At 39.3% G+C, this 14,946-nt stretch carries 15 protein-coding genes; all 15 read left to right on the top strand.

The annotated features are described in order from the left end of the window. Positions 1-17 precede the first annotated feature (17 nt). On the top strand, positions 18-698 hold the full coding sequence (pyrE, locus tag ACYQ2D_RS15815) for an orotate phosphoribosyltransferase (protein ID WP_022303647.1): 681 nt from the start codon (positions 18-20) through the stop codon (positions 696-698). A gap of 55 nt (positions 699-753) precedes the next feature. Further along, entirely contained in the window at positions 754-906 is a 153-nt protein-coding gene (locus ACYQ2D_RS15820; protein ID WP_022303648.1) for a hypothetical protein, read from the top strand. Between the two features lie 94 nt (positions 907-1,000). After that, positions 1,001-1,489 carry a VanZ family protein gene (locus ACYQ2D_RS15825; protein WP_459786132.1) on the top strand — a complete coding sequence of 163 codons (489 nt, stop codon included), beginning with the start codon at positions 1,001-1,003 and terminating at the stop codon, positions 1,487-1,489. Further along, the gene (locus ACYQ2D_RS15830; protein WP_117457822.1) at positions 1,470-1,790 is read left to right on the top strand and encodes a DUF6142 family protein; all 321 of its coding nucleotides are present in this window, start codon (positions 1,470-1,472) and stop codon (positions 1,788-1,790) included. Before ACYQ2D_RS15825 ends, ACYQ2D_RS15830 begins: the two co-directional genes overlap by 20 nt. A gap of 10 nt (positions 1,791-1,800) precedes the next feature. Then, positions 1,801-2,391 carry an HD domain-containing protein gene (locus ACYQ2D_RS15835; protein ID WP_459786133.1) on the top strand — a complete coding sequence of 197 codons (591 nt, stop codon included), beginning with the start codon at positions 1,801-1,803 and terminating at the stop codon, positions 2,389-2,391. Next, positions 2,384-4,441 carry an aminopeptidase gene (locus ACYQ2D_RS15840; RefSeq protein ID WP_459786134.1) on the top strand — a complete coding sequence of 686 codons (2,058 nt, stop codon included), beginning with the start codon at positions 2,384-2,386 and terminating at the stop codon, positions 4,439-4,441. The genes ACYQ2D_RS15835 and ACYQ2D_RS15840 overlap by 8 nt, the downstream gene beginning before the upstream one ends. An 88-nt stretch (positions 4,442-4,529) precedes the next feature. After that, complete coding sequence (purE, locus tag ACYQ2D_RS15845; RefSeq protein WP_022303653.1) at positions 4,530-5,036, top strand: 5-(carboxyamino)imidazole ribonucleotide mutase; 507 nt, start codon at positions 4,530-4,532, stop codon at positions 5,034-5,036. Between the two features lie 15 nt (positions 5,037-5,051). Then, positions 5,052-6,077, top strand: a complete 1,026-nt coding sequence (purM, locus tag ACYQ2D_RS15850) for a phosphoribosylformylglycinamidine cyclo-ligase (protein WP_022303654.1) — start codon at positions 5,052-5,054, stop codon at positions 6,075-6,077. 148 nt (positions 6,078-6,225) lie between these two features. Beyond that, positions 6,226-6,849: a phosphoribosylglycinamide formyltransferase gene (gene purN, locus ACYQ2D_RS15855; protein ID WP_459786136.1), complete on the top strand. Its 624-nt coding sequence runs from the start codon at positions 6,226-6,228 to the stop codon at positions 6,847-6,849. 25 nt (positions 6,850-6,874) lie between these two features. Beyond that, positions 6,875-8,149, top strand: coding sequence for a phosphoribosylamine--glycine ligase (gene purD / locus ACYQ2D_RS15860; protein ID WP_459786137.1), 1,275 nt, complete (start codon positions 6,875-6,877; stop codon positions 8,147-8,149). A 184-nt stretch (positions 8,150-8,333) separates the two neighbouring features. Further along, the gene (locus ACYQ2D_RS15865) at positions 8,334-9,347 is read left to right on the top strand and encodes an ABC transporter substrate-binding protein (protein WP_117457826.1); all 1,014 of its coding nucleotides are present in this window, start codon (positions 8,334-8,336) and stop codon (positions 9,345-9,347) included. A gap of 365 nt (positions 9,348-9,712) precedes the next feature. Then, positions 9,713-10,651 carry an ABC transporter permease gene (locus ACYQ2D_RS15870; protein WP_459786140.1) on the top strand — a complete coding sequence of 313 codons (939 nt, stop codon included), beginning with the start codon at positions 9,713-9,715 and terminating at the stop codon, positions 10,649-10,651. Positions 10,652-10,659: 8 nt separating this feature from the next. After that, the gene (locus ACYQ2D_RS15875) at positions 10,660-11,454 is read left to right on the top strand and encodes an ABC transporter ATP-binding protein (RefSeq protein ID WP_187559248.1); all 795 of its coding nucleotides are present in this window, start codon (positions 10,660-10,662) and stop codon (positions 11,452-11,454) included. Between the two features lie 571 nt (positions 11,455-12,025). Then, a complete protein-coding gene (locus tag ACYQ2D_RS15880) occupies positions 12,026-12,394 on the top strand; it encodes a GntR family transcriptional regulator (protein WP_022303660.1) in 369 nt (122 codons plus the stop codon). A gap of 83 nt (positions 12,395-12,477) precedes the next feature. Continuing rightward, positions 12,478-14,934 carry an ATP-dependent Clp protease ATP-binding subunit gene (locus ACYQ2D_RS15885; protein ID WP_459786142.1) on the top strand — a complete coding sequence of 819 codons (2,457 nt, stop codon included), beginning with the start codon at positions 12,478-12,480 and terminating at the stop codon, positions 14,932-14,934. The last annotated feature ends 12 nt before the right edge of the window (positions 14,935-14,946 follow it).

The following is a 14,946-nucleotide window of genomic DNA, read 5'->3' on the forward strand; positions in this document are numbered from 1 at the left end:
TGGAGGCTTTGGTAAAAATGGAAGCATACAAGAAAGAGTTTATTGAATTTATGGTAGAAAGTGATGTACTGAAATTTGGAGAGTTTACTTTAAAGAGTGGAAGAAAATCTCCGTTTTTTATGAATGCAGGTGCTTATGTAACCGGTTCACAGTTAAAGAAATTAGGTGAATATTATGCAAAAGCCATTCACGATACTTATGGAGATGACTTTGACGTATTATTTGGACCGGCTTACAAGGGAATTCCGCTTGGGGTAGTAACCGCAATCGCATACAGTGAATTATATGGAAAAGAAGTACGTTACTGTTCTGACAGAAAAGAAGAAAAAGACCACGGTGCAGATAAAGGAAAATTCCTTGGAAGCCAGTTAAAAGATGGTGACCGTGTGATTATGATTGAGGATGTTACGACATCCGGAAAATCTATGGAAGAGACGGTACCGAAGGTAAGAGGGGCAGCAGATGTGACTATCGTTGGTCTGATGGTTTCTTTAAACCGTATGGAAATCGGAAAGGGTGGAGAAAAATGCGCCCTTGATGAAGTCAAAGACCTTTATGGATTTGATACTGCTGCAATCGTAACAATGGAAGAAGTAGTGGAATGTCTTTACAACAAAGAATGTAATGGAAAAGTTGTAATTGATGATACATTAAAATCCGCAATTGACGCATACTATGAGGAATATGGCGTAAAATAGATTAGAAAATGAAAAAGTCAGTTGTATGAAATGAATCAAGAGGACGCAGGATTTTATGAATGAAAAAGTATATAAAACAATGGCAGGCATAGGCGGTGGTACACTGGCAATTGGAATTGTGGTATTAGTGACCGGAATTGTAAGTGGCACTATGCTGATTATTAATGGAGCAAGATTAATAAAAAAGAAATATGAACTGACAATTTAAGGCATGACAGGCTTATCAGGAGTATGCCTTGTGTCAGAAAGAGAGGGCATATTTAAGAAAATGCCCTCTTTATTTCAGTACAGGAGCGTATAAATTGAACAGGGAAATAAAAAATAAAATAAAGAAAGCGGGAACAGTTGCGTTTCTGCTTTATATTGCTGCACTGATTTATTTCCTGTTTTTTTCGGAATCATATGGAAGAGCAGGGTTCGCAGAGCGTGAATACCATTATAATGTGGTTCCGTTTCGGGAAATAAAACGATTTTGGATTTACAGAGAACAACTTGGAGTATTTGCAGTCGTTACGAATCTGTTAGGAAATGTGGTAGGATTCGTTCCCTTTGGATTTATACTTCCTTTAATTGTCCGTCGGGCGAGAGGCTTTTTCTTGATTACGTTATTAGGATTTGCCTTGAGCTTGTTTGTGGAAGTAGTTCAGCTGATAACGAAAGTTGGATGTTTTGATGTAGATGATTTGATTTTGAATACACTGGGAGCGGCAGTCGGGTATATCCTGTTTGCTGTCTGCCATTTGATAGATGACCAGACCAGGAGGAAGAAATATGGCGAGAAAGAGATATAAATATGCGTTTACCAGAAAGAAACATACCAAAGGCGGAAAGTTATCCTCTATTTTGGCATTTGCGTCGTTTCTTTTGTTTGTAGGTTCTGCTATCTGCTCGATGATGATGGGTGGAAAAGGCGGATTATATCTCGGAGCAGCAGGATTCATTGCAATCGGATTTTCTGTATATGGATTTATTCTTGGCTTAAAGAGTTTTTCAGAGGAAAACAGGAATGTATTGTACAGCAAAGTAGGCGCAGTGGCAAACGGGCTGTTAACAGTACTTTGGATTACGATGTTTTTGATTGGAATTGGATGAGGTAGAAATTATGGAAGAACGGTTGAAAAAACAGCTTGAATTTATTTTAGAAGCAGATAAAAGTAAATTTATCGGGCGTCAGACGTACCTTTCTGATGGAATCCGAAAAGAAAATGATGCAGAACATTCCTGGCATCTGGCGCTTATGACAGCACTTTTGTCTGAGTATGCAAAAGAGAAAATAGATGTACAAAAGACAATGCTTATGGTGTTGATTCATGACATTGTGGAAATTGATGCCGGGGATACTTATGCTTATGATGAAAAAGGAAAATTAAGCCAGAGGGAACGTGAGGTAAAGGCGGCAGACCGGATTTTTAATCTTTTACCGAAAGACCAGGCAAAGAGTATGAGAGATTTATGGGAAGAATTTGAGACCTGCGAGACGCCGGAAGCAAAGTTTGCCCGCTGTATGGACAATTTACAGCCGATTCTGTTAAATGATAAAACAGGAGGAAAATCCTGGAGAGAGCGTCAGATTAAACGTTCTCAGGTAGAAGAAAGACAGAAAAGAACAAAGATGGGTTCGGATACGCTGATGGAAGTGGTGACTCAGATTATTGAAAAAAATGTAAAAAACGGGAATTTAAAAGATGAGTAGAGAAGAATATTTAGAAGAACGTTTTTCGTTGGTTACGGACCGAATTTTTGAGATAAAAGACGAGGAGAAACTGCCGGAACAGTTTTTAGGATATTTTAAGAAAACAGCCAATTTTCTTGAATACTTAATCAGACTACATGAAAAAATTCAGGATGGCTGGCTAAAAACAGCTTCCTTAGAAGAATTAAGGGAAAATAATGAGCGGTTGTACCAGGATATTCTGCCGGAACACTATGAGACTTCCTATGCAAATCCTGCTTATGCCGAGAAGCTGTTAGGAAAAGAATTTGGACCGCTGATTTGTTTTCTAGAGGCTGAGATAAGAGGGCTTATTGTATTTGTCTATGAAAATCGTCTGTTTGATATGACTGTGATTTTAGAACTGTTTGTACAGATTTATAATCTGTTAGAAGAGCCGTCTGTATCGGCAGAAGAAGTCAGGGAATCGTTATATTGGTATGTCAGTGATTACAGTGAGGAAATGGTTTCAAGAAGAATCCGTGAAGCAGTAGATCCTGATTTGGATTTTGCTGTGGAGATTATTGAAAACAGTGATTTAAGCGATGTACGGTATTTATATCGGTTTGGAGAATATGTCACTCGAAATGAAGAAGAGATGGCAAGCTTTTTAAGTGAGTTTTCACAGGAAGAAATTGATAAAATGGCGAGAACCTTTAGTGAGGGCTATCGAATCGGATTTGTAGTGGGTAAAAAAGATTTATCGAAGAAAAAAACAGTCAATATCCGTTATCAGCTTGGATTTGAGAGAATGGTAAAATCTGCAGTTGGACAGTTTGCCAAGATGGGACTTCGTCCGACTATCTATCGAAGTGCAGTCCATGCAGTTAATCGAAATGGTCAGAATAGAATTGGCTATTATGGGGCAGTTCCAAACCGCCAGTATGATTACGACCATAAAGAAGACAATGCGCTATTCTTTAATCAGGAATTTGTCTGCAGAAAATTGCGGGTGATGCAGGTCGCTTATGAACAGGTAAAGGAACTTGCCAATACGCATGCAGGTCCGGCAGTGATTGAAACATTTGGTGAAGAACCATTTGAACCGGAAACGAAAGCAGGAGCGTGGAGTTTAAATCCGCATCAGCAGAAGTTAAAGGTGACTTACAGCAATGAAGCAGGACAGATTGTAAATCGTTATATTATCGGGGAAGAACGCAGTTTTACGATTATCGCCTATCCGGTTTGTGAAATCGGAGCAGATTTTCGTGAAATTTTTAAAGAGACCGTGCGCTTAAATAATCTGGATTATCATTTATATCAAAACATTCAGCAGACAATGATTGATGTTCTGGATAAGGGAGATTCGGTGCATATTAAGGGAAAGGGAGCAAATGAGACAGATTTAAGAATTAGGCTTCATACCTTAAAAAATTCAGAGAAAGAAACGAACTTTGAAAATTGTGTTGCCGATGTCAACATTCCGGTGGGTGAAGTATTTACCAGTCCGAAGTTAGAGGGAACAAATGGTGTGCTTCATGTAAGCGGAGTTTATCTTTCCGGTTTGTATTATAAAAATTTAAAAATCTGTTTGGAAGATGGAAAAACAACTCAATATTCCTGTGAAAATTTTGGAACCGCAGATGAAAATAAATCTTATATCGAAAGTAATATTTTATATCATCATGAGTTTCTTCCGATCGGAGAATTTGCAATCGGAACGAACACAACGGCTTATAGGATGGGAAGAAAATATGGAATCGAAGCCAAACTTCCGATTTTGATTGCAGAGAAAACGGGTCCGCATTTTGCATTGGGAGATACCTGTTACAGCTGGTCGGAGGATACGGCTGTGTATAATCCGGATGGAAAAGAGATTATTGCAAGGGACAATGAAATTTCCCTGCTTCGTAAAGAGGATGCGGGAAAGGCTTATTTTGGATGTCATACGGATATTACCATTCCTTATGAAGAAATTGAGTTTATTCGTGTAGAAAAAGAGGGAAGAGAAATTGCTTCCATTATTGAAAATGGAAGATTTTCTCTTGTCGGAACGGAAGAATTGAACCGTGTTCTTGACGAAACCTGTTGAAACCTGTTGACAAGTTTTGGAAGTCTATGTAAAATTGTCCGTGTAAGACCAGACATTTTGTATATTAATTTAAGAAGGAGATTGAATCATGGCAAAAGTTGGAATTGTTATGGGAAGCGACTCAGATATGCCTGTTATGAGCAAAGCAGCAGACATGTTAGAAAAATTCGGGATTGACTATGAAATGACAATTATTTCTGCACACAGAGAACCGGATGTGTTCTTTGAATATGCGAAAAGTGCAGAGGAAAAAGGATTCAAAGTGATTATTGCAGGAGCTGGTATGGCAGCACATCTTCCGGGTATGTGTGCGGCAATCTTTCCAATGCCGGTTATTGGTATCCCAATGCATACGACATCTTTAGGAGGAAGAGATTCTTTATATTCAATTGTGCAGATGCCGTCAGGAATACCGGTAGCAACAGTAGCAATTAATGGAGGCGCAAATGCGGGAATCCTTGCAGCCAAGATTCTGGCAACTTCAGACCCTGAGCTTCTCAAGAAGCTGAAAGACTACAAAGAGGACTTAAAAGACCAGGTCGTTGCAAAAGATGCAAAGCTTCAGGAAGTAGGATATAAAAATTACAACAAATAATTGGAGGATAACAAAATGGATTACAAGAATGCCGGTGTAGATATCGAGGCAGGTTACAAATCAGTGGAATTAATGAAAGAACATATCAAAAAGACAATGCGTTCGGAAGTACTGACAAATATCGGTGGCTTTTCAGGTGCATTTTCTATGGAAAAATTTAAAGACATGGAAAAACCTACTCTGGTATCTGGTACAGATGGAGTAGGAACAAAACTGAAACTGGCATTTATTATGGATAAACACGACACAGTAGGAATCGACTGTGTTGCAATGTGTGTCAATGACATTGCCTGTGCAGGTGGAGAACCTTTATTTTTCCTTGACTATATTGCCTGTGGAAAGAACTATCCGGAAAAAATTGCGGAAATCGTAAAAGGTGTTGCAACAGGATGTGAAATGTCAAGTGCTGCATTAATCGGTGGAGAGACAGCAGAAATGCCAGGTTTCTATCCGGAGGATGAGTATGACCTTGCAGGTTTTGCAGTTGGCGTGGTAGATGAAAAAGATTTAATTACAGGAAAAGACTTAAAAGCAGGGGATGTTTTAGTGGGTATGGCATCTTCAGGTGTTCACAGCAATGGATTTTCTTTAGTTCGTAAAGTATTTGATATGACAAAAGAATCATTGGATACTTATTATGATGAACTTGGAAAAACACTTGGAGAAGCATTAATTGCACCGACAAAAATCTATGTAAAAGCGCTCAGAAGCGTGAAAGAAGCAGGAGTGCGTGTAAAAGCATGTAGTCATATCACAGGCGGTGGTTTCTATGAAAACGTACCGAGAATGTTAAATGATGATGTATGTGCAGTGATTGAAAAAGACAGTTATCCAATTCCTCCAATTTTTAAATTAATGGCTGAAAAAGGTCAGATAGAAGAAACCATGATGTACAATACTTATAATATGGGTATCGGTATGATTATGGCAGTAGACCCTGCAGATGTGGACAAGACCGTAGAAGCAGTCAAAGCAGCAGGAGAAACTCCTTATGTAATCGGAAAAATCGAAGCCGGTGAAAAAGGCGTAAAATTAGTATAAATAAAATGAGCGGGGGTGTGGCATGTTGGATGCCGCAGCCCTTTTGCTGTAAAAATGGATAAAATTTGGATGTGATTGGCAAAGAACAATTGCGAAATTAGTGGAGGAAAAACTCCAAAGGTACATCAATAACAGGAGGAAGAGGCACGTGAAATTAGCGGTACTTGTGTCAGGAGGCGGAACGAATCTTCAGGCAATTATCGATTCCATTGAAAGTGGAACAATTACAAATGCGGAAATTGCGGTTGTAATCAGTAATAATCCGAATGCTTATGCGTTAGAGAGAGCGAAAGCACATCACATTGAGTCAAAATGCGTTTCACCAAAAAGTTATGAATCGAGGGAAGCATTTAATCAGGCTCTGCTTGAGGCAATCCAGTCTTATCAGGTAGATTTGGTGGTGCTTGCAGGTTGTCTAGTTGTGATTCCTGAAATTATGGTAAAGGCTTATCCAAATAAAATTATTAATATTCATCCGGCTCTGATTCCATCTTTTTGCGGAACCGGATATTACGGCTTGAAAGTACATGAAGGTGTCTTAAAAAGAGGCGTGAAAGTGACAGGGGCAACGGTTCACTTTGTAGATGAGGGAACAGATACCGGCCCGATTATTTTGCAAAAGGCAGTGGAAGTGAAACAGGAAGATACTCCTGAAGTTCTTCAAAGAAGAGTCATGGAAGAGGCAGAATGGAAGATTATGCCAAGGGCAATTGATTTAATTGCAAATGGTAAAGTGGAAGTAGTAAACGGTCTTGTAAAAATAAAAGAATAACAAGAGCGGTGAAAGGGGAACATACATGAAAGTATTAATTATTGGAAGCGGCGGAAGAGAGCATGCAATTGCGTGGAAAGTGGCACAGAGTCCGAAAGTAGAAAAAATTTACTGCGCACCGGGAAATGCGGGAATTGCAGAGTATGCAGAATGTGTAGCAATCGGCGCAATGGAATTTGATAAACTTGTAGCTTTTGCGAAAGAAAAAGAAATTGATTTAACCGTAGTAGGTATGGATGACCCACTGGTTGGTGGAGTAGTAGATGCCTTTGAAAAAGAAGGTCTGCGTGTATTTGGACCGAGAAAAAATGCAGCAATTTTGGAAGGTTCAAAGGCTTTTTCAAAAGATTTAATGAAAAAATACAATATTCCGACCGCTGCTTATGAAAATTTTGAAAGTGCAGATGAGGCACTTGCTTACTTAAGAGAAAAAGCAGATTTCCCGATTGTGTTGAAAGCAGACGGATTGGCGCTTGGAAAGGGCGTTTTAATCTGTAACACTTTGGAAGAGGCAGAAGAAGGGGTAAAAACCATTATGCTCGATAAGAAATTCGGTTCTGCCGGAAATACTCTGGTAATCGAAGAATTTATGACGGGACGTGAAGTTTCTGTGCTTTCTTTCGTAGATGGAAAAACAATCAAAACAATGACATCCGCACAGGACCATAAACGTGCAAAAGATGGTGATCAGGGATTAAATACCGGAGGTATGGGCACTTTCTCTCCAAGCCCATTCTACACAAAAGAAGTGGATGAGTTCTGTGAGAAATATGTTTATCAGGCAACGGTAGATGCAATGGCAGCAGAGGGACGGGAATTTAAAGGAATTATTTTCTTTGGTCTGATGCTGACAGAGAAAGGACCAAGAGTCTTAGAATATAATGCAAGATTTGGCGACCCGGAAGCGCAGGTAGTGATTCCAAGATTAAAAAATGATATCGTGGAAGTATTTGAAGCCTGCATTGATGGAACACTTGATAAAGTAGATTTACAGTTTGAAGAGAATGCAGCAGTGTGCGTGGTTTTAGCTTCTGATGGATATCCGGTTTCCTATGAAAAAGGATTCCCGATTGAAGGGTTGGAGACATTTAAAGAAAAAGACGGATATTATGTATTTCATGCAGGAACTGCATTTAAGGACGGAAAAATTGTAACCAATGGCGGTCGTGTCTTAGGTGTAACTGCAAAAGGTGCGGATTTAAAAGAAGCCCGTGCAAATGCTTATGAGGCAACAAAATGGATTTCTTTTGAGAATAAATACATGAGAAATGACATTGGAAAAGCCATTGATGAAGCATAAAAAGTAAGTCGAAAAAATAAAATGGGAAGAAACAGTCTGAATTTAATGAATTCAGGCTGTTTTTTTGGTTGACGAAAGGTACAAAAGTGGCTATAATCTTAATTATAATTTCTATATGATTTATCGCTTTAAAGGGTAACGGTTTAAAGCGAAGAGTCCATTGAGGAAAAAGGAGGAAAAGATTATGAAATTAAGAAAAATTATGGCAGTTTTAATGGCAGCATCTGTAGCTGCATCACTTGCAGGATGTGGAGGAAGTTCTTCTTCAGGTTCTTCCGATAGTTCTTCAGACAGTGCTTCTTCTGATTCCGGAAAAGTATACAAAATCGGTATTTGCCAGCAGTTAGAGCACGAAGCACTTGATCAGGCAACACAGGGATTTGAAGATGCGTGTGAAGAAAAATTCGGAAAGGATAATGTTACATTCGACCTTCAGAATGGACAGGGTGAGCAGGCAAACTGTGCAACCATCACCAATAGCTTTGTTGCGGATAATGTGGATTTGATTCTTGCAAATGCGACAACCGCACTTCAGTGTGCAGCAGCAGCAACGGATTCCATTCCGATTTTAGGAACTTCTATTACAGATTATGCAACTGCACTTGATATTTCTGACTGGAATGGTTCAACCGGAATGAATATTTCAGGTACCAGTGACCTGGCACCGATTGACCAGCAGGAGGATATGTTGGTTGAATTAGTTCCGGATGTAAAAACAGTTGGAATTTTATATTGCTCTGCAGAGCCAAACTCTGCTTATCAGGCAAAATTATTTGAAGATGCGTTAAAAGAAGATGGAATTGAGTATAAAGAGTATACAGCAGCAGATTCCAATGAGATTCAGTCTGTTACAACTTCTGCAATTTCCGAGTGTGATGCACTTTACATTCCGACGGATAATACAATGGCATCAAATACAGAAATTATTAATAATATCTGTCTGCCGGCTAAAGTTCCGGTAGTTGCAGGAGAGCAGGGTATCTGTGCCGGATGTGGTATTGCAACCCTTTCTATCAGCTATTATGATATTGGATACAAAGCTGGTGAAATGGCTTATGATATTCTTGAAAACGGAAAAGATATAAGTACCATGGAAATCGAGACTGCACCAAATGTAACAAAGATGTATAATCCGACAATTTGTGAAGAACTTGGCATCGAAGTTCCGGATGAATATGAAGCAATTGAGCAGGAATAAAAGAACAGAATGAATTACTCTTGGAATTTTTCTGTGTAGTAGTGTAGTATAAGGGTGATTTTCAGGCAAATAACGCAGGATAAATTTTTAGTCTGCGCTATTTGTCTGGTTATTTTTTGCACACTGTATGAGTAAAGACTTCGAGAGTATATCGTTTAACAAATATAGCAAGGATTCTCCCACCTCTATAGGTGGTGAGAGGAATTGCAAACAGGAAGGTTAATGGCAGTGGTGGGCGGAGAGAAATCGGTATCCCCCCACTGAAATGAGGTAAAACACAGTCAGAGTTTTGCTGACATGTCAGACTCTGTGAAATTACCGACTGTGGGTTGAAACAAGAAAAATAAAGGAATAAGGATAAAAAAATGGTAGTTTATTTTGCAGCCTTGGACCCAATGACACTTGTGCGTGCACTTCCTGGAAATGTGGCACAGGGGATTATCTGGGGAATTATGGCACTTGGAGTATATATTACGTTTCGTATTTTGGATTTTGCTGATTTGACAGTGGATGGTTCACTGGCGACCGGCGGGGCAGTTGCGGTTATGTTAATCCGTGGCGGCATGAATCCGGCACTTGCACTTGTTTTTGCATTTCTTGCAGGAATGGCAGCAGGATTTGTAACCGGAATTTTACATACGGCATTTGGAATCCCTGGGATTCTTGCCAGTATTTTAACACAGATTGGATTGTATTCGATAAATCTTGGAATTATGGGAAAATCCAATCAGGCAATTAATGTGCTTCAGTATAAATTAGTTGCCTCTCTTCGTTATGTAACCGGAGAGGGAAGTGCCTTTTTCTTCTTAAAACTGATTTTTGGTGCGGTTGCATTAATTGCAATTATTTACTGGTTTTTTGGTACAGAACTGGGAGCTTCGATTCGTGCAACCGGATGTAATCCACAGATGGCAAGTGCGCAGGGAATTAATACTTCCTTTAACAAAGTTCTGGCATTAATGATTTCAAATGGATTAGTTGGACTTTGTGGCGGGATTTATGCACAGTATCAAGGTGCAGCGGATGTCAATATGGGACGAGGCGCAATCGTAATCGGACTTGCAGCAGTTATTATCAGCGAGGTTATTTTTGGAAAATTATGTGCAGGAAAGAAAATCGCATTTGCATTAACGCTTGCAGCAATCTTTTTCGGAGCGATTATTTATTATATTGTAATTGCGTTTGTATTGTGGCTTAAGATGCCGTCTGATTATATGAAACTGTTTTCTGCGGTTGTAGTTGCCTGCTTCCTGGCAGTTCCTTATATGAAAGAGAAATATTTCAAGAAACGGAGGACTGCATAATGGGATACATGTTAGAAATTCAAGACGTGCATAAGACATTTAATGCCGGAACAATCAATGAAAAAGTGGCATTAAATGGGGTAAATTTAAATTTAAATCCAGGGGATTTTGTGACGATTATCGGTGGAAATGGAGCTGGAAAATCGACAACCTTAAATGCAATCGCAGGAGTCTGGAGTATTGATGCCGGAAAAATTGTGATTGACGGGGTAGATATCACAAAGTTATCGGAACATAAAAGGGCAGCATTTTTAGGAAGAGTGTTCCAGGATCCGATGACAGGAACAGCAGCAACCATGTCGATTGAAGAAAATATGGCAATTGCGGCAAGACGTGGTCAGAGACGTGGACTTGGATGGGGAATTACGAAAAAAGAGAGAGAATCATTTAAAGAATCATTGAAAACTTTGGATCTTGGACTCGAAGACCGTTTGAGTAGTAAAGTAGGATTACTTTCCGGTGGACAGAGACAGGCGATTACCTTATTGATGGCATCCCTTAAGAAACCAAAACTTCTGCTTTTAGATGAACATACAGCGGCGCTTGACCCGAAAACAGCGGCAAAGGTATTAGCGCTTTCTGATAAAATCATCAGTGACCACAATCTGACAGCTATGATGGTAACACATAATATGAAAGATGCAATTTTACACGGAAATCGTCTGATTATGATGCATGAAGGAAGAGTGATTTATGACGTTTCCGGTGAGGAGAAAAAACAGCTTCAGGTAGCAGACCTGCTTAAGAAATTTGAAGAAGTAAGCGGTGGAGAGTTTGCAAATGACAGAATGATGCTGGCTTAAAGAATGATTTTAACCAAATCAAGTAAGTCCCCTGCTTCAATTGCGAAAAGCAATAAGCAGGGGTGGGGACTTGCTTGTATCAGGAAGGGGCAAGCCCCTTCTGATAAGCTGCGTAGCAGCTATTTGGTTATGAGCAAGTAGCGAAGCGGATTGCGAATATCCACTTGACAGTTTGGAATGAAATAAATTCAGAAAAAAGAACAGGGCAGATTATGAATTTTTGATTTCATAATCTGCTTTTTGTATCTCTCAATAGATTGTAGGATAAAGGGTACTGCATTTAATTTTTAACTAAAATATTATCTTTTCAGTAAAAGATATGATATAATAATGTAAGCAATGCGCTAAACATTATGTGTAAAAGTAGTGTAGTGGATAGGACTACCCTATACAACAGAGGCGAAGTGGACACGCCCATAAGAATGAGAATTGCCTGAATTTTCAGGTGGAAACTTAAATATCAAACTTCTTAAATAGGAGCATCGGCTCCTTTGAAGTCCATTACTTTTAGGTGATGGGCAGTTCACATTATTCTATATATAACAATTCCAAAGAGGAAGCAGGTGGAAAAATGGTAATAGAAATTGATTTTAACAGCGATGAGGCAATCTATGTCCAGCTTTGTAATCAAATTATTATGGGAATTGCAACCTCACAGCTTCAGGAGGGAGAAAATCTTCCTTCTGTAAGGCAATTGGCAGATACGATAGGAATTAATATGCATACCGTAAATAAAGCCTATACTGTTTTACGGCAGGAGGGATTTGTCAATATAGACCGCAGACGCGGTGCAGTGATTGCTGTTGATGTAAATAAAGCGAGAGCGTTACAGGAGATGAAAGAGACACTTGCTATATTGCTTGCGAAGGGAAGCTGTAGAAATATTTCAAAAGAAGAAGTGCATGCTTTGATTGATGAAATTTATGAAGAGTATGAATAAAGCAGGTAGTAAAGTGGATTGCGAATATCTGGTTGACGAATAGGACAGTAAAAACAGGACATGAAATAATAAGGAGGCTTTTCGTGAAAGAAAATTATTCAAAACAGGCATTGTTGGCGCTGAAAAAAGCGAAAGAAACTGCCGAAAGCAAGAAGCATAATTATATAGGGACGGAACATTTGCTTGCAGGGCTTTTGTTGGCGACCGGAACAACAGCGTCGGAAATCCTTTGTGAAGAGGGGGTTGTTTCTGAAAAATTAATGGAATTAATTGATAAATTGATTACACCGACAGAGGAAGTGATTTTAGAAAATCCGCAAGGATATACGCCACGTGTTGAGAGTGTGCTTTTTAGAAGTCGAGAGGCAGCCGGTAAATTTAAATCACGTACGGTTGGAACGGAGCATCTGCTTTTGGCAATGTTAGAAGAGTATGACTGTGTGGGAACAAGACTTCTGCATACACTTGGCATCAATATACAAAAATTATATCTTAATGTAGTAAAAGCTATGGGAAAAGAAGATATGATTTCTAAAGAAGAAATTCAAAATGGCAGTTTTATGAAGGGACAGACAGGCAGTGTAACTCCAACCCTTGACCAGTATAGTCGCGATTTGACTCAGATGGCAGAAGAAGGAAAATTAGATCCTGTTATCGGAAGAGAAAAAGAGATTTCGAGAATTATTCAGGTTTTAAGCCGTAGAACTAAAAATAATCCGTGTCTGGTTGGAGAACCGGGAGTTGGTAAGACTGCGATTGCAGAAGGACTTGCACAGCGAATTGTCTGGGGAATGGTACCGGAAAAGATGCTGGATAAAAGGGTGGTTGTATTAGACCTTTCCAGCATGGTTGCAGGAAGTAAATATCGTGGAGAATTTGAAGAACGAATTAAAAAAGTGGTACAGGAAGTCATGAATGATAAGGAAATCCTTTTATTTATTGATGAACTTCATACCATTATCGGAGCAGGCGGAGCAGAAGGAGCACTTGATGCCTCAAATATTTTAAAGCCGTCTCTTTCAAGAGGGGAAATCCAGCTGATTGGTGCGACAACTTTGGATGAATATCGTAAGTACATTGAAAAAGATGCAGCATTAGAGCGAAGATTTCAACCAATTACGGTGGAAGAACCAAGTCGTGAAGAAGCAGTTGCGATTTTAAAAGGCTTGTGTCCATATTATGAAGAACATCACGGTGTAAAAATAGAAGAAAAGGCATTGGAAGCAGCAGTAGATATGAGTGTCCGCTATATCAATGACCGTTTTTTACCGGATAAAGCACTGGATTTGATTGATGAAGCGTCATCAAAAGTACAGCTTGCCGGTTACAAAGTACCGGAAGGCATTGTGGAAAAAGAGGAAACGATTCATAAACTGATTTCAGGAAAAGAAGAAGCTTTAAAATGTGGAGACATTGAACTGGCAAAAGAACTGCAAAGAGAGCAGGATACTTTAAAAGAAGAGCTGGAAAAGGCAAAACAGAAATATGAAAAACAATGCAGCAGAAAACATCTTGTCGTAACAGAAGATTCCGTTGCAGAAGTGGTTGCACAGTGGACAAAAATTCCGGTCAAAAAACTGGCAGAGGGAGAATCGAAACGTCTGGCAAAACTGGAACAGATTCTGCATAAGCGTGTAGTCGGACAGGAAGAAGCAGTGTCAGCAGTTGCAAAAGCAGTAAAAAGAGGTCGCGTAGGATTAAAAGATCCGAAGCGTCCGATAGGTTCTTTCCTTTTGCTTGGTCCGACAGGTGTTGGAAAGACGGAACTTTCAAAAGCATTGGCAGAAGCTGTGTTTGGAAGCGAAGATGCGATGATTCGTGTAGATATGTCGGAATATATGGAGAAACACAGTGTCTCTAAAATGATTGGTTCACCGCCGGGATACGTTGGATATGATGAGGGTGGTCAGTTAAGTGAGAAAGTCAGAAGAAATCCATATAGTGTGATTTTATTTGATGAAATTGAAAAAGCGCATCCGGATGTCTTTAATATTTTACTGCAGGTATTGGATGATGGACATATTACAGATGCACAGGGCAGAAAGATTGATTTTAAAGAAACGATTATTATTATGACTTCTAATGCCGGAGCAAAGGCAATTATTGAACCAAAACGTCTTGGATTTGGTGCGGTGGAAGATGAGAAGAAAGATTACAGCCGTATGAAAGAGGGCGTAATGGAAGAAGTAAAACGGATGTTTAAGCCGGAATTTTTAAATCGTATTGATGAAATTATTGTATTCCATACGTTAAATAAAGAAGAAGTGAAGAAAATCGTAGGAATTCTGTTAAAAGATTTAACCCTGCGTTGTAAAGACCAGATGGGAATTGAATTGAAAGTTCGTGATTCGGTCAAAGAGCTGATTGCAAAAGAGGGCTTTGACCCGAAATATGGTGCTCGTCCGCTTAGAAGGGCAATCCAGAATAAAATTGAAGATGCGATGGCAGAAGAAATTTTGGAGGGAAGAATTAAACAGGGCGATAAGGTGATAATCGGCGTTTCTAAGGAAAAAATAAAATTTATGGTAAAACATGACTAGAAAAACTAGAAA

The sequence above is a fragment of the Blautia stercoris genome (assembly GCF_054657695.1).

What these genes read in the sequence shown, in the direction of transcription:
- pyrE (WP_022303647.1), top strand. Translation starts at nt 18, where the DNA reads ATGGAAGCATACAAGAAAGAGTTTATTGAATTTATGGTAGAAAGTGAT.
- ACYQ2D_RS15820 (WP_022303648.1), top strand. Translation starts at nt 754, where the DNA reads ATGAATGAAAAAGTATATAAAACAATGGCAGGCATAGGCGGTGGTACA.
- ACYQ2D_RS15830 (WP_117457822.1), top strand. Translation starts at nt 1,470, where the DNA reads ATGGCGAGAAAGAGATATAAATATGCGTTTACCAGAAAGAAACATACC.
- ACYQ2D_RS15835 (WP_459786133.1), top strand. Translation starts at nt 1,801, where the DNA reads ATGGAAGAACGGTTGAAAAAACAGCTTGAATTTATTTTAGAAGCAGAT.
- ACYQ2D_RS15840 (WP_459786134.1), top strand. Translation starts at nt 2,384, where the DNA reads ATGAGTAGAGAAGAATATTTAGAAGAACGTTTTTCGTTGGTTACGGAC.
- purE (WP_022303653.1), top strand. Translation starts at nt 4,530, where the DNA reads ATGGCAAAAGTTGGAATTGTTATGGGAAGCGACTCAGATATGCCTGTT.
- purM (WP_022303654.1), top strand. Translation starts at nt 5,052, where the DNA reads ATGGATTACAAGAATGCCGGTGTAGATATCGAGGCAGGTTACAAATCA.
- purD (WP_459786137.1), top strand. Translation starts at nt 6,875, where the DNA reads ATGAAAGTATTAATTATTGGAAGCGGCGGAAGAGAGCATGCAATTGCG.
- ACYQ2D_RS15865 (WP_117457826.1), top strand. Translation starts at nt 8,334, where the DNA reads ATGAAATTAAGAAAAATTATGGCAGTTTTAATGGCAGCATCTGTAGCT.
- ACYQ2D_RS15870 (WP_459786140.1), top strand. Translation starts at nt 9,713, where the DNA reads ATGGTAGTTTATTTTGCAGCCTTGGACCCAATGACACTTGTGCGTGCA.
- ACYQ2D_RS15875 (WP_187559248.1), top strand. Translation starts at nt 10,660, where the DNA reads ATGTTAGAAATTCAAGACGTGCATAAGACATTTAATGCCGGAACAATC.
- ACYQ2D_RS15880 (WP_022303660.1), top strand. Translation starts at nt 12,026, where the DNA reads ATGGTAATAGAAATTGATTTTAACAGCGATGAGGCAATCTATGTCCAG.